This is a genomic window from Verrucomicrobiia bacterium (assembly GCA_026414565.1).
Taxonomy (GTDB): Bacteria; Verrucomicrobiota; Verrucomicrobiia; order Limisphaerales; family Fontisphaeraceae; genus Fontisphaera.
In genome coordinates this window covers 81,690-101,623 of record JAOAIT010000028.1, presented here as the reverse complement: position 1 = coordinate 101,623, position 19,934 = coordinate 81,690, and the positions used below count along the sequence as shown (strand labels likewise).

Annotated in this window: 15 protein-coding genes; 1 reads left to right on the top strand and 14 read right to left on the bottom strand. The window is 62.8% G+C overall.

What is annotated here, in order from left to right; translation table 11 throughout:
• Positions 1 to 9: 9 nt before the first annotated feature.
• The 9 genes from N3J91_07355 to N3J91_07315 form a co-directional block, all read right to left on the bottom strand.
• Positions 10 to 1,383, bottom strand: coding sequence for a hypothetical protein (locus N3J91_07355; GenBank protein ID MCX8156246.1), 1,374 nt, complete (start codon positions 1,381 to 1,383; stop codon positions 10 to 12).
• Between the two features lie 24 nt (positions 1,384 to 1,407).
• Positions 1,408 to 3,312 carry a fibronectin type III domain-containing protein gene (locus tag N3J91_07350; protein ID MCX8156245.1) on the bottom strand — a complete coding sequence of 635 codons (1,905 nt, stop codon included), beginning with the start codon at positions 3,310 to 3,312 and terminating at the stop codon, positions 1,408 to 1,410.
• A gap of 87 nt (positions 3,313 to 3,399) precedes the next feature.
• On the bottom strand, positions 3,400 to 4,293 hold the full coding sequence (locus N3J91_07345; protein MCX8156244.1) for a 5'-3' exonuclease: 894 nt from the start codon (positions 4,291 to 4,293) through the stop codon (positions 3,400 to 3,402).
• Between the two features lie 72 nt (positions 4,294 to 4,365).
• Positions 4,366 to 7,224, bottom strand: coding sequence for a hypothetical protein (locus N3J91_07340; protein MCX8156243.1), 2,859 nt, complete (start codon positions 7,222 to 7,224; stop codon positions 4,366 to 4,368).
• Between the two features lie 42 nt (positions 7,225 to 7,266).
• Positions 7,267 to 8,061, bottom strand: a complete 795-nt coding sequence (locus tag N3J91_07335) for a hypothetical protein (GenBank protein ID MCX8156242.1) — start codon at positions 8,059 to 8,061, stop codon at positions 7,267 to 7,269.
• Between the two features lie 10 nt (positions 8,062 to 8,071).
• Positions 8,072 to 9,289: an Amuc_1100 family pilus-like protein gene (locus tag N3J91_07330; GenBank protein ID MCX8156241.1), complete on the bottom strand. Its 1,218-nt coding sequence runs from the start codon at positions 9,287 to 9,289 to the stop codon at positions 8,072 to 8,074.
• Between the two features lie 2 nt (positions 9,290 to 9,291).
• Positions 9,292 to 11,193 carry a pilus assembly protein PilM gene (locus N3J91_07325; protein ID MCX8156240.1) on the bottom strand — a complete coding sequence of 634 codons (1,902 nt, stop codon included), beginning with the start codon at positions 11,191 to 11,193 and terminating at the stop codon, positions 9,292 to 9,294.
• Positions 11,194 to 11,363: 170 nt separating this feature from the next.
• Entirely contained in the window at positions 11,364 to 12,350 is a 987-nt protein-coding gene (locus tag N3J91_07320) for an SDR family oxidoreductase (protein MCX8156239.1), read from the bottom strand.
• Between the two features lie 131 nt (positions 12,351 to 12,481).
• Complete coding sequence (locus N3J91_07315; protein MCX8156238.1) at positions 12,482 to 13,069, bottom strand: thioredoxin family protein; 588 nt, start codon at positions 13,067 to 13,069, stop codon at positions 12,482 to 12,484.
• Positions 13,070 to 13,255: 186 nt separating this feature from the next.
• On the opposite strand from N3J91_07315, the gene N3J91_07310 reads away from it, so the two are divergent.
• Entirely contained in the window at positions 13,256 to 15,376 is a 2,121-nt protein-coding gene (locus N3J91_07310) for a hypothetical protein (GenBank protein ID MCX8156237.1), read from the top strand.
• Here the strand turns inward: N3J91_07310 and N3J91_07305 are convergent.
• The 5 genes from N3J91_07305 to N3J91_07285 all read right to left on the bottom strand — a co-directional run bounded on the left by N3J91_07305 (position 15,366) and on the right by N3J91_07285 (position 19,871).
• On the bottom strand, positions 15,366 to 16,349 hold the full coding sequence (locus tag N3J91_07305) for a metallophosphoesterase (GenBank protein MCX8156236.1): 984 nt from the start codon (positions 16,347 to 16,349) through the stop codon (positions 15,366 to 15,368). The genes N3J91_07310 and N3J91_07305 overlap by 11 nt on opposite strands.
• A 366-nt stretch (positions 16,350 to 16,715) precedes the next feature.
• On the bottom strand, positions 16,716 to 17,747 hold the full coding sequence (locus N3J91_07300; protein MCX8156235.1) for a dienelactone hydrolase: 1,032 nt from the start codon (positions 17,745 to 17,747) through the stop codon (positions 16,716 to 16,718).
• 180 nt (positions 17,748 to 17,927) lie between these two features.
• The gene (locus N3J91_07295; protein MCX8156234.1) at positions 17,928 to 18,314 is read right to left on the bottom strand and encodes an RNA-binding S4 domain-containing protein; all 387 of its coding nucleotides are present in this window, start codon (positions 18,312 to 18,314) and stop codon (positions 17,928 to 17,930) included.
• Positions 18,315 to 18,502: 188 nt separating this feature from the next.
• On the bottom strand, positions 18,503 to 19,108 hold the full coding sequence (locus N3J91_07290) for a PEP-CTERM sorting domain-containing protein (protein MCX8156233.1): 606 nt from the start codon (positions 19,106 to 19,108) through the stop codon (positions 18,503 to 18,505).
• A gap of 52 nt (positions 19,109 to 19,160) precedes the next feature.
• Positions 19,161 to 19,871 (bottom strand): hypothetical protein, encoded by a 711-nt coding sequence (locus tag N3J91_07285; GenBank protein MCX8156232.1) that lies wholly within the window; start codon positions 19,869 to 19,871, stop codon positions 19,161 to 19,163.
• Positions 19,872 to 19,934: the final 63 nt, after the last annotated feature.

Here is a 19,934-nt window from a genome sequence, read left to right as displayed (position 1 = left end):
CCAAAAAGGTTAACGTGACTGCACCTGTTGCTCGATGTATTGAATGCTCAAGATGCTCGGAAAAACCACCGGCGCGTTGGTGGTGCCATCAAACGCGCCCCATACCCCCGTCCGGCTGGCGCTGGCCTCATCAAAGAAAGTGTCGTCGTTCAAAAACGCCGGCAGCAACGTGGTGAACGAAATGGCCGCCGGTCCGGACAGCGTGCCGGGACCGGCCTGTACCGTGGAGCCGTTCAACGCGTCATTGGAGGTGAAGGTCACTGTCCGATCAATCAACACCGGCGCGGGCACACCAGCAGACACCCCCAGGTCGGCCGCCGTGAACAAAATGTCGGGCGTGGTCACCGTCCGGGCCACATACTGCGGGTAAGCCACATAGTTGGTAATCACCAGATCGGTGTAATAATGGGTGTACGGCACCAATTGCTGCCCCAGCAACGAGTCATAGTCCACCCGCCGGAAGGTGATCTTCTCTATGCCCGGCCGCAGGCCGGTGGTTTGTATGGTGTTGGTCCCGGTGCCGCCCCAGAAATTGGTTTGCAAGGTGGCATTGGTCGGCCACCAAATCATGTACCCCCCGCCGGTGCCCGCGCCAAACGAATTGGTCACCCCCGCCGCCAAGTTCTCCACCGCAAAGTTGTGGTAACGATAGAGATAGCGCAATCCCCCCACATCATCGCGGGTCAACCCCGTATAGTATTGTCCCAAGGTGGCACTCTTTGAAGCCACCGCCGTGTAAGATAGCGCCAGCGGATCCGTCACAAACTCGATGGCATCCGCATAATTCCCCGGGGTCAGCGGCTCCAACACCTGATAGGAATAGGCCGTGCCATTCACCAGCCGCGTGGGCACCCACGTCACCGGGTCAAAATTGCGCTGAATCACCAAGTAGTTGGTGACGGTGGTGTTGCCCACCGTCTGAAGCTGCCGGGCCCGCAAACAAAAGGCATAGCGCTCCGGCTCCGCCAGCCCCAAAATCTCCACCAGCGTCTCCAGCGCCGCGGACTTCAAATCATACATGTACAAGGCCTGCGCCTGATAGTTCACCCGCTTGGAATCCAAGGGAAACTCCGCCAGATTCGAGCTTAAATTGGAGACCGGAGGCAGTGCATTCAGGATGGCAATCGCCTTCTCCACCTCGTCCACGCCCCGCTGGCCAAAGTACAGCAAAAAACTGCGGTCAAAGGCGTAGGTGATGACCGGCACATTCCACCGATACCCCTCCCCCAGTCCCATCGGACCGCCAATGTCACCCGCCAGTTGATACCCAATGGGCCCGGTCTGCCAAGTGTCCCAAATGCCCAACAGGGAGAAGGCGCGGGCAGGGGAGGCCGTCATCATCGCCAGCCCCACCGCCAACCCAATTGCACTCAATCGTTTCATAACCTGTGCTTCCAAATCTTGGCCTCAACGCAGCCGCAACACCCGGTAAAACGCGCTCGATCCCGGCCCCGAAACCGCCACCGAGTCCGTATTCGTGGCCGCCAGCCTTGGCGCGCCATAGTCACTCCACGCCCCCAGACGATCCGCCATCTGCACCTGATACACCTGGCCGGGCTGCGTGTTCCAATTCAGCCGGTACCCCTGCGGCGAGGAGCTGATGCTCAGTTTGAGCACGCTCTGCGGATCCCGCGGATCCGTGCCGGCCAAAAATTCCTGCAAATTCGATACCCCATCCCCATCGCTGTCCACCTGCCCCCCGGGCCAGGCGGCCGGATTCGGCCCCCAGTACCGGGCCTGCCAGTCATCCGGCAATCCATCATAATTCTCATCCGCCCCCCACGTCACCCCGGTGGCCAGGGTGGACGGCGGGGAAACCCGCCCATCGGCCAGCCGGTACGCCAGCCGCACGGTGTGCTGGCTGGCCGGCGCCAGGTTGATGAGCGTGTACAGGTTGCTGGTCACCACCACGGGCGTGGTGGACCCGTCCACATACAGCTCATACGCGGTCACCGGCATGCCTTCAAGGGCCGGCCAGGCCACACTCAACCGGCTCTGGCTCAGCGCCGTAATGTATGGCGCCGGCGGCGCCACCAGCGGCGCCTGCACCGCATCATACCGCCGCGCCCGCAAATCAAAGCTCGTGCTCAGGTTCACATAGGTGGTCCAGACCACCAGAAACTGATCCCGCCCGTTGCTCGCCGCCACCGGATGCAACTGCTGATTGAGCGTCAAGTCATTGAACCGGATTTCTCCGCCCAACAACGCCCCCGCCGCCCCCACAAACTGCCCATAAACCCCCTCGCGCGAGCCGTCCTGCCCCAAACTCGTCCAGACCACCAGCGCCTCATCCCCCACCGTGGCCACCGAAGGCACGTATTGATCTCCGTAGGTGAAGGTGTTGATGCGGAAGGGATTGCGCTGCACGGCCTTGCCCAGCGCGTTAAAGGTCAGCCCAAACACGTCCCAACTGTTCTCCGGCGCGTAAAAATCGGCATCCCGTAATTGGGCCGAGCGCTGCCCCCACACGACGATGTAACCGCCATTGGCCAGCGGCGCAATGGCCGGATTGGCGCAGATGTTGGTCGTGGTGCTGAGAGCCACCTCCCCGCCCACCGGCACGCCTTGAGCCGTGAAAAGCTGCCCAAAAATGCCCGCCCGCACGTTGTCGCCCGAAGTCTGGTGCTCGGAAACCCAGACCACCACAAAATTGCCGCCCGTCAGAGCCGCCACCGCCGGGGTGCGCTGATTCAGGTAAGAGCTGGTGCTCACCTTGAATTCGCCCCCCAGGGGCGCGCCAGTGGGGCTGAAACGCCGGGCATAAACGCCCTGGTAACTGCCATCCTGATCAAAACTGCCCCAGGTAATGACCACATTCCCATCAGCCAGCACCGCCACCGCCGGATTGATTTGATCCGCCGCCGTGGTGGTGTTCACCAGCACATCGCTGGTAATCAACGTGCCATTGGTGGCAATAAAAGTGGCATACACATCCCACGAGCCGCTCTGGTTGCCCTGCCATACCACCACCGCCCCGCCGTCCTTCAACAGCGCCACCCGCGGCCGGCTTTGCTCCCGCGCCCCCTGTTGATTCACGCGAAAAGAACCGTAAATACCCACGGCGCCCGGCCCCAGGCGTTGCGCCACGATGGCCGTGTCCTGGCCATCGGTCATGTTGTCCTGCCAGACCAGATAGCCGCCGTTGCCTCCCAGCGCCACCGCGGGCATCACCTGGTCGCCCGCCAGCGCACCCACCGGAGCGTACTCCGGTCCTGCCGGCCCATAGGAACTTTGGCCCCAGGCCACGACGGCACACCACACCGTCAGGCCCGCCAGTGCGAGCCTTTCACACACGCGTACCATTGCTGACATATCGTTCTTTCCTTCTACCAATCCAGCGTGCTTTTGCAAATCTTATTGTGCCCCGCCCGGCACCTTTTTTGCCCAACGCCTGCCCCTTCAAAACAGCTCCCCCTGCGCCTGCCCGCCTGCCCCCAGCTCCCGCAGAAGCGAATGGAAGCCCCAGCGCGCGTAAAGTTCACGCAGGCGGCGCACATCCCGCCGCCCGGGCCGCAGGGCTTCCAATTCCACCCGCCCCGGCAGCCGGTCATTAAGCCGGATCAGCCGTTGATTACGGCGCACCACCGCCTCGGCCGCCCGCAGGGCCGCGCGCAGGGTGTCGTTGTTCAGGTCGTTCAGGTGCTCGTAAATCGCATTTATCGTGCCAAATTGCTGCAATAATTTGGCAGCAGTCTTCGGCCCCACCCCCACCACACCCCCGATGTTGTCCACGCTGTCCCCTATCAGGCTCAGCCAGTCCACCACTTGGGCCGGTTGCACCCCCGTCTTTTCCACCACCCGCTCCGGCGTCCACAAGGTCTCCGCCTCATCATTGGGATTCCACAGCGCCACCTGGGGGCCAACCAGTTGCATGAAGTCCTTGTCCGGGCTGGCAATGATGACCGCCGCCCCCTGCTCCACCGCCTGCCGCGCCGCGGTGGCTATCCAATCATCCGCCTCCACACCCTCCTGGCAGAAGCTCGACAAGCCGGAGGCCTCCAGCCACTGTTGGATGCCCTCCATCTGCCGGCTCAACGGCTCGGGCATCGGCGGGCGCTGGGCCTTGTACTCCGGCAGCGCCTCCAACCGCTCGGCCGCCATGCCGCCATCCCAGGCCACCTGAAAAAATTCCGGCTGCCATTGGGACTGGAGCTTGCCCAAGGTTTTGATGAAGCCAAAAATGGCGTTGGTGGGCGTGCCATCCGGCGCGCTCAGATGGCGGATGGCGTGAAAGGCGCGGTAGGCAAAAGCATGGCCATCCACCAGCAACAGGCGTTTGTGTTTGGGCAACATACGGCAGTCCCGCGCCGCGCCAATTAAAAAGCCCCGCAGCAAGGTTGCGGGGCTGGCCCAAAAAACCGGCCTTTACGGCCGCACCGCCGGCACCCCCGACGGGGCGGGCGTCGCCGGCGTCACCGGCACCAGCGGCTTCTGCGGCGGGATGTTGTTGGCCGCAAACGGCATTTCCTCGTCCGAGTGCAGCCGGTTGCCCGCCGGATCAATCAAGGTGGGCGTCACAAAAATCGCCAGGTTTTTCTTCGTCGTCTTGGACGACTCATTGCGGAAGAACCGCCCGAAGAGCGGCAAATCTCCCAGCACCGGCACCTTGTCCTTGATCTTCTGCACATCCTCGGAAATGAGACCGCCCAGCACCACCGTCTGGCCGTCCCACACCACGCATGAGGTCACCACCTGGCGCAGGCGGAACTTCGGCAGCGGGGTGGGCGTAATGATCGGCGCCGCCGCCCCCGCCCCGCCCACCGATTGAATGGTGGCCACAAACGCACCCGGGTCGTCGTACCCCAGAAACTCCTTCAAAGTGGGGATCAACGTGAGCTGAATGGTGTAACCGTCCGCCGAGACCGACGGCACCACGTCAAGGGTGGGACCCACTTCCATCGGCTCGGTGATGGGCTGCACAATGGAGCCAATGCCGCCGCCCGTGCCCACACCGCCCACGCCGCCCACTCCGCCGTAGTAACCGCCGCCGCTGGTTTGATCCAGGCCCAAATCCGTCACCACGTATTTAATGTCCACCGCCTTGATCTGCGCTTGACGCCCGCTCAGCGTGGTGATCTTCGGGCAGGCCAGCAAGTCCACGCCGCTGCGGTTCTCAATGGCGCGCAAGACCACCCGGAACTGCGGATCAGTCAAAATGCCCGTAAACGTGGCCAGCGGCAGCCCCACCGGCGTCAAACCGCCTGTCAGCTTGTTATCCGTCGCCGCCGGCGGCTGCGCCCCCGGCCCCGTCAGCGTCGTCCCGGCCGGCCCCGGCCCGGGGAACACACCATTGCCGCCCGGCAGGCCCGGCACCGGCTGGCCCGGTGTCGGCCCCAACGAAGGCATGGTGCCGGTGGTGGCGTCAATCTTGCCGCTGTTCATGCGCACGTTGCCCAGCCACCAGTCAAAGCCCAGCGCCCGGCTGTCATCCTGCGTAAACTCCGCAATACGCGCCTCGATGGTCAACTGCTGCGGCGCCATGTTGAGCACTTCAATCGCCTGCTCCACAATGTCCAGATCCTGCAGGCTGGCCCGCACCATCAACAAACCCGTGCGGTCATTGAAGAAAAACGCCTTGGGCGGATCCATCGTCAACCCGTGCGCCTCAAAGAACGCCCGCACCGTGCCGCCCAACGCCGTCGAGTTGGTGGCCGTCAACCAGGGAATGCCCCCGCCGCCACCGCCCGCCTGCCCGGCCCCGCCGCCCCCGCGGCCACCGCCGCCGGCAATGTCCACCGCCGCGTAGGTGGATTCCCCGCCGCCACCGTAGCCGCCGCCACAGCCGCCATAACCACCGCCATAACCGCCATAGCCTCCATACCCACCTCGGCCACCATAGCCACCGTACCCGCCGTAGCCACCCCCGCGGCCACCATAGCCACCATAACCGCCCCGGCCATAACCACCATAACCACCGTAACCGCCACCGCCGCCGCCCACGCCAAAGCTCATGCTCATGACCCCCTGCAAGCCTTGGTAGAACGTGTTGGCATCCACCTTGAACACCCGCGTGTACAGCGTCTCCGGCTCGTTGACCCGCAGTGAAATCACCACCGCATAATCTTCAATGCTGTACTTGATCTTGGGCATCGCCGCCTTCTGCAACACCTCCAGCACGTCAATCAACTTCATGTCCGTCAACGCCGGATTGATCCGGATCTGGATGTCCCGGATGTTCACCGGCTCCTGCGGCTCCGCCGGCACGGCAATCGGCTGCCCTGTCGCCGGATCAATCGCCGCCGGCGCCGCACTGGGCGGCGGCGGCGGATCCACATTCTCGCTCAGGAAGAAATTGACCCCCTTCTTGTCCGGGTCCCGTTTCTTGGCCTCGTCGGAAAGATTCTTGACCACATCCTCCAGCCGCAGCCCGTCATAGAAAACCTCTTCCAGCCGGATTTTCTCCAGTTTCTCCTTGATCATCTGCCGCCCCTTGGAGGTGTGCACCCGGGTGTCGCGCGCATAGGGATTGGGCACCGGCAACGTGTTCACCCGCGCCATCGGGCTGATCCACTTGTTTTCCACCTCCACAAAATTATTGGCGCTGTCGTACTCGCGCACCCGCGAGGCCCGCGCAAACTTGGCCTCCGCCACCAGGCGCAGGTAATGGAAGGCCGCCTTGTTCTCCGGGTCCAGCCGGGCCGCCTCGCGCAGCCGGGCCTCGGCTTCATCCAACCGGCCCACTTCGTACAGCAGCTTGCCGTCCTGCACCATGATGTCCACCTGCTCGCGCAGTTTCTCGATCTCCGGCAGCACCTTGTCGGTGATTTCCTTGCTCGGCGAGGTGCGCCGGTGCTCGGCCAGCAACCGCTGGTTTTCCTCCATCAGCTTGGGCAGTTGCGGATGCCGCGGCGCCACGGTGAAGGCCCGCGTCAACTGCGCCTCGGCATCGCCGTACCGGCCCCACTTCTGGGCCTCCTTGGCCAGCTCGATGCGGCAGGCCACCAGCCCGTTGACCACCTGCGTGTTTTCCGCGTCCACCGTCGGCCCGATGCGCTTGCAAAGATCCAGCGCGTCCTCATACAGTTTGACCGCCGTGTTCCAGTCCTTGCGCTGTTGGGCCGCCTGGGCGTCGGCCAGCTTCTTGCGCATGAGGATGGCCTGCTCCTGGCGGCGCACCGCTTCCTCCACCACCGCCTGATCCGCGGCGGTCTGGGCGCACACCCTCCCCGCATCAGCAGCCAGCCACACCACACCCATCACCGACGCGGCCAGCGCCGTCCTCATGAATCCATTTCTTAAGGCAGCCACAACCATAAACAGTTACGTTTAATTCGCTTTCCCGTATTTCAGAATCGTTCGTTTGGTGGACGATTTGGCGGACAGTATCACCGCGTCCGGCTTGATTTCAACAGAATAATCCTCCCCGCCAAAGGAAACGGTGTCGCCGTCCCGCAATTTGTTGAAGCTCAGCCCTTCCACATCGTATTTCAGATCGGCCATGTAGGCATCATTCCGCATGAACGGACGATCCTTGGCAATGGTCACCGTCTCCCGCGTCTCCGACAAGCGCTCCGTCAGCTCCAGCACCAGCGCCTCCGGATTGTCCGCCGGCCCCTTGACCTCCTTCAGCGTGAAGAAGTCGGTCTTGGGCGAGTTGGTGGAGATGTAGCGCTTGACCATCTTGCGCTCGGCCGGAATCAACGACGCCTCCCGCACCACCCCCACATGGTACGACGTGCCCGACACCCCTTCCAGGCTGATGATCGTGCGCAACGGCGTGATGCTCGCCACCACCGCCGCCCCCGGCCCCACCTCGGTGCCCGTCACCACCTTGATGCGCGTGCCATCCGGCCGCTCCTGCCAGAGCACCGGATTCAAGACGTTGTGCGGCCCGCTCAAGGTCAGCTTGGTGGGCTGCTTGGCCCGCGTCAACGCCGCCTCATACGCCGCCAGATTCAACGGTGTGTAGGCCCGTTTCTTGGCTTGAATGCCCGCCCGCTTGTCCTCCAAAAACTTGCGCTCCCCTTCAATCCGAAACAGCATGTAGGCCACCACCGCCGCCAGCCCCACCAGCACGGCGCTGAAGATGATCTTTTCGTAGTGCTTCTTGAGAAATTCCATGCGTCAGCCCTCAATTCCGCGCCGCAGGCGCCCCATACAACACGATGGACTCGATGTACAACGTCACCCGGAAGGGTTTCTCATTCAGAATCGTCACCAGCCCCGGACGGTTGGTGCGTCCCCCCCCCGCGCCGGCCATGCCCGGAAAGCCCCCCGGAAAACCCGCCGCCGCCAGCACCGCCTGCGGCTGGTGCAATTCCAGCAAATCCTTCATCCCCCCCGGCTCCACCGCCCCACGGCCACCCCGCCCGCCGCCTCCCCCGCCACGGCCCCCCGGCCCGCGGCCCCCTCCATCCGGCGGAAACTGCCCGCCCGGCTGGCGGCCACCCCCTGGCTGGGGTTGATAACCCGGCGGCACTGCACCCCCACCTCCGCCACCGCCCGGCAGCGTGCGCGGCGGCAGAAAGGTGCGCGGCGGCCGGATGCCCGGCGGCGGGAATCCCGGCGGCGGACTGCCCGGGGGCGGGATCATCCCCGGATCAAACACCGGCGGCGCATCCAGCGGCACTGCCTCCACTTCCACGGCCTTGACCAAAAATCCATGCGGGGAATTGGCAAAACCCTCCATCACCGCCGCCAGCTCGCCACTGAAACAACGGAACGTCAGCCGGTACGGATAGACGGCCCCCAGCCGGTTGGTGCGGATGTTTTCATCCGTCAATTCCGCCGTCGAAACGGCGGGATTGTCATCGTCCACTCCCGCCCGCGCCCGGGCCACACTTTCCAGCCGGTTGATCTTGGCCTCGAACAAAATCTCGCAAAACTTTTGAATCTCGGCCATCTGATGCGACATCGTGCGCATGCCGCCCAGCGAGAAATTCAACTGGTGGGCCTGCCCTTGGAATCCATAATAAAACTGGGGCGGCAATATCACCCCGGCCTTTTTGGCGCTGGCGTTGAGCTGCGCCACCATATTGTCCAGCGCCGTCTTGAACTGCTGCGGATTGTTGTACAACGTGGCCTTCACCGGCGTGAACAAGGGCCGCCCGTCCGCCATGAACCTCCGCAGCCGGTTCACATCCCCCCGCATCGCGTTCAGGTTTTCCTGGCTGGGGAAGGGATTCATGTCGTAGTACCCCTTGAGCGTGTGCCACTGCTGCTCCAGCTCCTCGGTGGCCAGCCGGTCCCGGTTGAGTTTGCCAATCAAATTCACCACCGCCAGGACGATCAACACCACGGCCACCGCCGCGCCAATCACAAAAAACAGATTGCGTTTGACCCACTGCATACTCAGAAGGGAATCGGGCGTTTCAGCTTGACCAGCAGCTCGGTCTGAAAGGTGTTGCTGGACACGGTGATGGTGCTCTTGAAGGCCGTCGCGTTGGTGGCGGCCGGGTTGGTGTCAAACCATTGCGGATGATTCTGCAACTGCTTCAGAAATTCGTAGGCCACCGTCGTGTTGCCCGCCGGATCCACCGGCGTCATGTCCACCGCCCGGATTTTCAGCGTCAAATGCGTGATGCTCACCTCCGCCGGCACCGCGTTGGACATGCTGGCCATCACCGCCTCCTTGTTCAGCACCTCCCCCGTCACCGGATCATGTATCGGCGCCACCGGTGTCGGCTGCCCGCCCACGATGGATTCCCACGACCGCAACCCCCGCCGCCGCGGCCCGCCCACCGGCGCGGCCAGCGTCGTCTGATGCCCGGTGGAGGTGTCCCCCAGCGAAATGTCCTCGATCCAGATGCCCGTGTCTTGCTTGAGCGCCTGCCGCGTCGCCGCCTCGGTGGCCACCAGACACTCCCGCAACACCCCCAGCAAATCCGCCCAGTACGTCCGCATCTCCAGCCAGCCCTTCATGATGTCCGCATCCTCCACCAGCTCGCGCAGCACCCGCTTCTCCTGCTCGATGTTGTTCTGCGCCGCGCTCAAGGGCTGGATGTCCACCGTCAGCTTGTCAATCGTGTCGCGCTTGACATCCACTATCTTCTGCTGCAGCACCCCCACCGCCAGAAACACCAGCGCCAGACTGAACAGCGCCGCCAGAATAAACGGTTTCTTGCGGCTGAACTCCTCCATCGCCTGCGAGCTGCGCGGCATCAAATTCATCTCCACCGGGCAGTGCGCCAAATTCCGCAGGCCCAACCCCACCTGCTCGCCCATGGTGTGCGCCACCTTTTGCAGCTCCTCCAGGTTCACCCCCGGATCAATGGCAATGTTGCGCAACGGGTTGAAGTAATCCACCTGCCCCGGCTCCCGCAGATTCAGTTTCTCGGCAAAAAACTGCGCCACATACGGCATCACCGAGACCCCCCCCGACAACAGCAGCCGGTCCGGCGCCGACCCGCCCTGATTCTGCTTGTAGTAATTGATGGTCTGGTTCATCTGGATGTGCAGGCGGGTCATCACCTGCCGCGCAATCTTGCTGATCGCCGCCGCCTGCGGATCCTCCGGCTCCTCATAGGCGCCGCCCAGACTCACAAAGCCCTTCTCCACCTTCAGCCGCTCCGCCTCGTCAAATCGCAGCCGGAATTCATTGGCAAACTCCTGCGTAATCATGTTGCCGCCAATGTTGATGCTGCGGGCAAACACCTTCCCCTTCTCGAAAAACAGCAGGTTGCTCGTGCGCGCCCCAATGTCCAGCAGCATCGTGCAGCCGGCCAGATCACTGTAATTGAAGCGGAACGCGTTGATCAGCGCCGCCGGCGACACGTCCACCACCTGCAGCCGCAGCCCCGCGCTCTCGATGATCCGGTGCAGCCCCTCCGCAATGTCCGTCTTCAGCGCCACCAGCAGCACCTCCAGCTCCCCGCTCCCTGTCGTGCCCAGAATCTGGTAGTCCCAAACCACCTCCTCCAGCGGGAATGGCACGTTCTGCTGCGCCTCGTATTTGACAATCTGCTCCACCTTCGCCGCGTCCACCGGCGGCAGCTTGACGAAGCGGGAAAACACGTGAAAACCGGGCGCGCACAGGTTGACGTGCTTGGCGGTGAACTTGCCGCTCCCCAGCAGCTCCTGCAGGGCCGTCAGCGTCGCCGTCTCGCGGGTGGATTCCTGCGAGCCTTGCAACCCCAAATTGGCCGTCGCAAACTGCCGCAGGCGCAGGCCGCCCTCTTCGTTCAAGTCAAACTCGGCCAGTTTGAGTGTGTTCGCCCCGCAATCAATTGCGAGAAATGATTTTGCTTTCAGCATTCCATCACGCCACCCGGCATCTGCCGGGCCACCGCCTGCCCGTCCCCAACGGCCAAGGCTCGCAGTCGTTAATGCAATTTTGCCCCATGGTCAATGACAAACAGCCGGCCCCACGCCGTGCCTCCACGGCCGGGCCGCACCCCATTGTCTCATGCCATGCACCGTTCTTTTTACACTTTTCCCCGAAAATAGGAAATGGTTTTTTCCAATCCCTCGCGCAAATTCACCCGCGGCTCCCACCCCAGCCACCGCCGCGCCCGCGTGATGTCCGGCTGCCGCTGCTTCGGGTCATCCGCCGGCAGCGGCTTGAACACCAGCCGGCTCCGCGAGCCGGTCAGCCGCAGGATCTCCCGCGCAAATTCCAATACCGTAATCTCATGCGGATTGCCAATGTTCACCGGCTCCGCATGCTCGCTCATCATCAGCCGGTAAATGCCCTCGATCAAGTCACTGCAATAGCAAAAGCTCCGCGTCTGCGTCCCCTGCCCAAACACCGTCAGCGGTTTGCCTTGCAACGCCTGGCTGATGAACGCCGGCACCACCCGCCCGTCGTTCATCCGCATCCGCGGGCCATACGTGTTGAAAATCCGCACTATCCGCGTCTCCACCCCATGCTCCCGGTGATACGCCATGGTCATGGCCTCGGCGAAACGCTTGCTCTCGTCATAACACCCCCGCAACCCCACGGGGTTCACATTGCCCCAATAGTCTTCCGTCTGGGGATGCACCAGCGGATCGCCATAGATTTCCGAAGTGCTGGCCAGCAGGAAGCGTGCCCCTTTGGCCTTCGCCAGCCCCAGCGCCTTGTGCGTCCCCAACGACCCCACCTTCAACGTCTGGATCGGCAGCTCCAAATAGTCCACCGGACTGGCCGGCGAGGCAAAATGCCAGACATAATCCACCGGCTCATGCAAAAACAGGTACTCGGTCACGTCCTGCTTGATGAACCGAAACCGCTCATGCCCCGCCAAGTGGGCAATATTTTCCACCGTCCCGGTTACCAGATTATCAATGGCGATTACTTTATGACCTTTGGCCAGAAGGTAATCCACCAGATGCGACCCCAGAAATCCCGCCCCCCCGGTCACCACCGACACCGGTGGCTCCGCCCCGCTCACCCTGCTGCGGCCCCGCTGTTTGGACGCTGCTTTTCCCATATTGAAAGACGCAAAAAATCCCGTACGCCGTCCCGCCTGTCAATGTTATTCCCCCGCGCCCCCACGCCCCCTCTTAACGGCGGCGCTTCCCCCCTGCCATCCTCCAGCCCCAAATCCCGCCCGGCCCACCCTCAAACTTTGAAATAATCAGGCTCGTTGCCCGGCTTCCATTTAATGTTGCACCCCAGGCTGGGCTTCTGCACTGCCGGCGGGGCCTGCCCCGCCAGGGCCGCCTCCAGCGCCACCCGCAAATCCCTCCCCGTCACCGGTAACGGCTGCTCCACCCGCGGCCGGCTGTCGTCAAACTGCCCCCGGTAAAACAGCCGCCGCTGACGGTCAAACACAAAGAAATCCGGCGTGCACGCCGCCCGATACGCCTTGGCCACCGCCTGGGTTTCATCAAACAGGTAGGGAAACGTGTAACCCACCGCCTGCACTTCCTCCGCCATCCGCGCCGGGCTGTCCTCGGGATAGGCCTGGACATCGTTGGCATTGATGCCCACCGCCGCCACCCCGCGCGGCTGAAACTCCCGCACCAGCGCCGCCAGCTCCCGCCGGATATGTTTTACATAGGGGCAATGATTACATAAAAACATGACCAGCAGCACTGGCGCCCCGGCAAAATCGCTCAGCGTATAAACCCGCCCCACCGGATCCGGCAACCGAAAATCCGGCGCCGGCGTCCCCAGCTCCAACATCGTCGAATACGTCTTGGCCATGGACTTAACATGACGCGGAATCACCCCCTTGCCAAATGGAGAAACCGCCCCGCCGGCAACCCACCCGCACGGCCCCCTCCAGCATCCAGCAGCGACCGTAGAATACACCCACCCCATCGCCCCGCGCGCAGCCTTCTACAGCGAAGAAAGTTGGCGGCACCCCATTTCTTCGGTAAGCTTTCGGTAATGTCGCGTCATGCCTTGCATACCGTCCCGCGGCCTGCGCTCTTCGCCCTGATTTTCCTCATGGCGACCGCCGCCGCTTGGACCGCCCCCGGCGAAGCCGGCCTGCCGCCCGGCCTGCCCCCGGGCGTCCTAAGTCTCATGGGTGTCTTGCGCCAAAAGGCCGCACCCGTGGAGCGCCAGCTCGCCCAGGCCCTGCAAAAGGAGGATTTCGAGCGCGCCGAAAAACTCTGCCGCCAGCTCACCAACGATTTGCCCTTCTATTCCCACGGTTTTTACAATCTGGGCTGCCTGCGCGCCCGGGCGGGCCAGACCAATGAAGCCTTTGCCCTGCTCGAAGCCGCCGTCGAGCGCGGCTTCAACGATGCGGCCCACATCGAGCGCGACCCGGACTGGGAAAACATCCGCCGCGCCCCCCGCTTCCAAACCGTATTGGATCGCGCCCGCCGCACCCGCCCCCTCCTGGCCTGGTACCGCCCCGCCCCCGCCGCACCGTCCAACGGCGTGGCCTGGGTGAGCGATGCCAACACCATCGCCGCCCAATCCGGCCTTTTCCGCGCCGATTTCAAGCTCGATCCTGCCGCCGTTACCAACCTCCCCGTTACTCAGTGGAAACACGAGGCGGGCGACCTCCTCCGCCAATGGTGGGCCGACGGCACCGCCGCCGGCCACGCCGGGGATTTGTACGACAACCGCGACGGCGACCATTCCAACCTGCCCCGCGATTTGTTTCCCCAGTTGACGTATGTGGAATACGCGCCCGAGGCCAAAGCGCTGGAGCTGCACTGGGGCATCACCGCCCAGCTCGTCCTGCAGGGTGGCGTGGTCATCGGCAACGCCTCCGTGGCCTCGGTCATCGGCCCCTTCTGGCGCAGCATGACCCGCGCCGCCTACACCTCCCCCGGCCCCCTGAGCCTGCTGCCCATGCAATACTTCGGCAACCAAATCTACTTTTACCCCAGCCACCAGGATTATCAGCCGGGACACAACGGCAAGCTCCCCGACGGCCGCCAGGGCGGCTATGGCGACGTCTTCCCGGCCAACACCCCTTATGTCATCACCTCCCTGGGCTCCAGCGGCTCAGACCAACCCTTCCTCCAGGCCGTGGCCGCCACCCTGGCCGCCTTCCGTCCCGAGGTCAAACAAGCCCTCACCTCCCGCGCCCTCATTGCCCCCACCATCCAATACATTTTGCGGCGCAGCCTCACCACGGTGAGCCACCGCGAAGATTACCTCAGCGGCAAGGCCCATCCGCCCGTCTTCGATGCCCGGCACCTCGACCCCAAACGCATGGTCTCGCTGGCCCATGAGCTGCGCCCCGACACCCTGCCACCCGTCATCATCCTGCGTGTGGAAAGTGAGGACCGACCCCTTCCAGGCCGCGATTTCTTTGAACCCGTGGACAGTGAGGAGCTTTTCACCACCGCCGCCGCCATCGCCCGCGTGATGCGCTCCACCCAGTTGCGCCGCGCCCTCCGCGTCAATGCCTCCGGCAGCCGCGATGTCAGCCAGCGCCCCCTGCGCTTTCATTGGGTGCTCCTGCAGGGCGACCCCCGCAAAGTCCGTATCCGTCCCCTGGACGACACCGGCAGCCGGGCCGAAATCCAGGTCGAATGGCACCCGCGCTTCCCCATCCCCGGCCCCCCCGGCATGGCCGCCAACCGCGTGGACATCGGCGTTTTTGCCGACAACGGCGTGCACTTCTCCGCCCCCGCCTTCATCACCTGGTACTGCCCGGATAACCAGGAGCGCATCTATGACGCCGAAGGCCGCATCCGCTCCGTCACCTACTCCGGCGAGTTTGAGCCGGGCAACTACGCCGACCCCATGATCGTGCCCGTCCGCTCCTGGCGGGACGAATACCACTATGACCCCCAAGGCAAATTGACAGGCTGGACCCGCTGGCGCGGAGGTGTCAGTGAGGAATTCACCGCCAATGGTGAATTGATCCTGAAAAAAGATGCAGCCGGCCTGCCCTTGGAAACCCGCCGGGTCCGCTACACCCTGCGCCCACGCCCCAACCTCCCCCCCGCCATCGAGCAACAAATCATCGAACCCGGCGCCGTCGCTCCCCCCACCAACTTGACCACCCGCCCGCTGCTCTCCGTCCCCCTCACGCCGTAAGCCACGGGAGCCGATGCCGCTGAATGTGCAATGGCGCCTCGCCCCGCGCATGCAACGTGATGGTCAGAAATCCACCATCCTTGAACAACTGCGTCCCGGCAATCGAAGGACACAACACCACCTTGAACGGCCGCCAGTCTCGCGCCCGCCGCAGCGCCGCGCTCAAGCGGCGCGGCACATTCCCAAGACGCCGCAGCTCCGGCATCCCCGCCAGCCAGCCGCTGGCCTTGAACACCACCGGCGTGTGGAGATGGCCGATGACGGTCTGCTCAATTTGATTTAACCGTGCCGCCACCGCCGGCTCCTCCAACAAATACGGCAGCGCTGTCGGATCGTGGCAGAACAACACCACCCGCTCCCCGGCATGCAAACCCCGGAATCCCGCCCGAATGGCCTCCCCATGCTCCGCCCGCCACGCCTCCCATTGCGGCATCTCCTCCGCCAAACCCTCGCGCCCGTACACCGGCAGCGCCAGCAGCGTGGACGTAATCCCCATCAACACATAACGCCCCAGGCGCACCTCCCAATACGGCTGCAATTTCAGCCCCCCCACCGCCCGCCGGAAACTCTCCGCCCGCAACCCGCCCAAATCCCCGCCCAGCCGCCGCTTGCCCAGCTCGTGATCCCCAATCGTCGCCGCAAACCGCTCCCCGGCGTGGGCGCGCAAACGCCCCAGGCATTGCGAGGCACTCTCGAAAGCCCCCTCCTCCATCACCCCCAAAAATGCCGAATCACACGAATAATCGCCGTTGACGATCAGCCAGTCCGCCGGCGGCGCCAGATGCAAAAACTGCTCCAACTGCACATAATGCGCCGTCAAATCGGCCATCCACACCCAACGGTAATACGCCCGCACATACCACCGCATCCACCACGGCTCCAGCCCCCGGCTTTCGTAACCGCGCCGGCGGCGCTCGGTGGGGCCGGCGTAGTGAAAATCGCTCGCCACCAGGATTCTTATGCTCTCGCCCATCTTCCCTTTGCGCCCGAACTTTCCCCAAACCCGGCGCCCCACCGCAAGGCAATTCGTCAAGCGCGCCAACCCCAGCCCCGCCCAAGCCAACTCCCTCCGGAAGGTATTAACCACTAAGACGGATACTCACCATTTTTACACATCCGCCTGCGACTCTCCCGTTTTGCATTTTTCACTTTGCACTTTGCATTTCCCCCGCTGCATTTTCTCTTCGTTCTTGGGAACCGCCCGCATCCCGCGTGCGCTCCCCGAGACCCAAGATGAGCGCGTGCAAGGGGTGCTTCTTTTGCGCTGGTTGGCTGCCCGGCCCATGCCCGGAACAAAAGGCTGTGCTTTGACCAGGCGGAGTAGGAGATTGTTCTTCCCTCAGAGCCTCTCCCTGAACCATCGGCGGGTTTTTTCCCACATGGCCGGGGTGTACACGTGGCCCAAGCCGGCAAGGATCTGGTTTTCAAAATCAGCCTCAGCCCGGTAAAGACGGTAAATGGGGCGCACGGCGGCCTCAATCGCCCGGATACCCGTTACCGGCGACCCGGCATCCTTGTCCCCGGTCATGAACAACATGGGCCGGGGTGCGGCCAGGGCCACGATGGCCTCGGTGTCGAAGTGTCTTAACAGGCCGGGCACGTAGTAATAGATGCCGTGGTATTTGAGGCCTTCGGCAGCAATGAGATCCTGATAGCGGGTCAGACAGGCCACCGCCACGCCGGTTTTGGGGCGATCATCCAGGGCCATGATCCACCAGGTGCGCGTGGCCCCCATGCTGATGCCGGTCACGCCCACCCGCGCCGCATCCACTTCGGGCCGGGAGCACAAATAGTCCAGCGCCATCAAGTCGTCGCGCACCATCATCCCCCACAGCGAGCGGCCGTACCACAAATTGAATTTGCTGGCGGACAACTCCCCTGCACCGCCGCGCTCAGCGGGGCCGCCGGGACCTCGCCCGTTGCGTTCGCCAAAGCAATAAGCGTCAATGGCCAGCACCACGAAGCCCTCGCGCACCAGAGCCGGCCCGGGCGGCTCCGGCAGGGCATTGGTACGAAACAGCTCCTCCTTGCCCACGTCGTAATGCCCGCCGTGCCAATGACAATACAGGATGGCCGGTTTGCGCGCCGGCCCGCCTTTGGGCAGCAGCAGATAGCCGGGTACGGTATCGCCCGCGCCGTTGTCGAAGGCAAATCGCTCCAAGGTGTAATAGCCACGATCTTCGCTGGTCAGGGTTTGGACTGCAGGCACCTTGGGCCGGGGCGGCAAATCCCCTAAAACCGTCCAGGCGGTGGCGCGGATTTCTCGCCTTTGTTTTTCCCAAGTTTTAAGCGTGGCCGGTGCCCGAAAGGCAGGCACCGGTGGCGCCGAGGCCAGCCACCGCTGGCCGGCAGAAAGGTTGGTTTGTGCCATAAGCGGATGTAAGGGTACGACGCCGACGCATGCGAGCAAGGCAGCCCCTGCGACTCGAAGGAATTGCATACGGTTACGATAGGGCGGCTCCCGGGCCGTGCAATACTAAAACGCTGAACCTGCTGCGGGCCTCGGCAGGCTCGGGTTGCCCGGCGGGCGGTGTCCCGCAACCTGCGCACCTTAAACATCCGGCAACAGCCCGCGCAGTTGCCGCCGCTGCTTCTTGGTGGGCCGGCCCATGCCCTTGGGCCAAATCAAGATCGGCTGTTGCTCCGGCTGGCGTCGTTTTTGGTATTCTTCGGGCGGCGTCAAATCCTCCACATACTGGCGCGCGACGGCAGCTCCGACACGGCGCCCCAGCAATGCCAACACGCGCAAAGTGCGCGTGATCTCCCCCTGCTGCACTGACAACACCATCCCCGGCCGAACAGAATGGGCCGGCTTAAGCACGATGCCCTCCGATTTTACATGGCCGGCCCGGCAGGCCTCGGCCGCCAGCGTGCGCGTTTTATAGACGCGGACGGCCCACAGCCATTTGTCCAAACGCACATCGCCACCGGTTTCCATGCCCCATGTGTTAGGGGTTTTTGGAACGCAAAGCAATGCAGGAATCCACGGGTGCCAGCGCAGAGCCAGGCCCAAATAGAAAAACGTCTCCGTTCTGCAGATCAGCGATCCCCTGAAAAGACCGTGCAATAAAAAAAGAGCCGCTCATTGCGAGCGGCTCTTGGTGAGAACTTTAAGTCCTGTAACTCTTAGGCCTTGCGCCGGCGCAGATACAGCAAGCCACCCAGCCCGGCCAAGCCCAACAGGATGGTCGAAGGCTCAGGAACGACCTGCACGAGGCTGTGACTAGCAAGAGCCAAGCCCGTATTGACGTCAATCAGGTCGGCAGGCACGCCCGGCGGAACGGCGTTGGGATTGCCGGTGCGAACGACCACTGAGGGCGCGTTAATGGGGCTGAGAACGCTCGGTTTGCTCACACTGGCGCTAGCCCAAGCCGCCTGCCAGGAAGCACCGTCCGACAAACGCCAAGCACGCAGTTGCACTTCAATCAAAGAGCCACCCGGAACGCCCGGAAGCGATACTTCCATGGGTGTCAAGCGACCCGCTGCAGTGCCTGTCCGATAGACAGATACCACCCCGGCTGACTGCCACGTGCTCGGATCGGACCCGGGAGCACCATAAAACAAATCGGCTGCATAGGCGTTATTCAGCCGCGTTACCCCGTCAACATCGTAAGTAATTGCTAGGATTTGAGGGGTCGAAACTGTAAAATAATTGGCGAAGTTTACAGTCCCCTGTGCCCATGCACCCACGGCCGTTATGGCCACCATTGCCGTTGCTAGCAGTTTTTTCATAGTATTGTTTTGTTCTAAGGTTTTGTGACTTCTAAACTTCGATTAAAGGTGCTTAGGGATTGACACTGAACTGACGAACCCAAGCTCCGGGAGTAGAACTCCGCAGCCAGAAGGATTCACCAACCCTGAATGTGGGTTCCACCACCCAACCGACGTCGTCGGTAATGAAGATGTCATATCCACTGCCACCAGCGCGGAGCTTGTAAATAGCCGTGCCCTCGGGAGGAACAAAACCCAACTCAGAAGCCGTGCCCTGTTGCGGCACCTGCGAGGCGCGAATCGAGAATCCAGCCGGATAGCTGTTGGTCAGCCGACCCTGCATCACCTCACCCACAAAAGTATTCGTGAACTGTCTTGGTGAACGTATGAAGCACCCTTCCCCCGGATTGAGCGTCAGATTCGGATTGCTCCACTCGCCAGTGTCGTCAATCACCGAAATTGCAAAGCCAGTTCCTGTGTATTTGTAAACAGTCGTACCGTCGGGAGCTGACGGCATCAAGGCTGAGATCGTGTTGTTGGTGGTGTTCAGTGGGTTGGCAATCATGGAGAATCCCGCCGGGATCACCATGTTCACGTAACCCACTGTGTTAATGGAATAAACCGTCTGGGCGGCTGCGGTGGCAAGGCCCCCCGCCGCAACGGCGGCCGCGAGTAACAGTGCTTTTGTTCTCATGTTGCTACGATGTTGTTGTTTACTGTGTGCGCGATAAAATTCGCAAACTTCCGAGGCAGTGTCAACAGCTTTTTTATTTTTTTTGAACATTTTTTTATTTCACGTTTCACAGCTTGTTAAAGCGTTCCCGCCCGCCCCACCCCCGGCCAACCT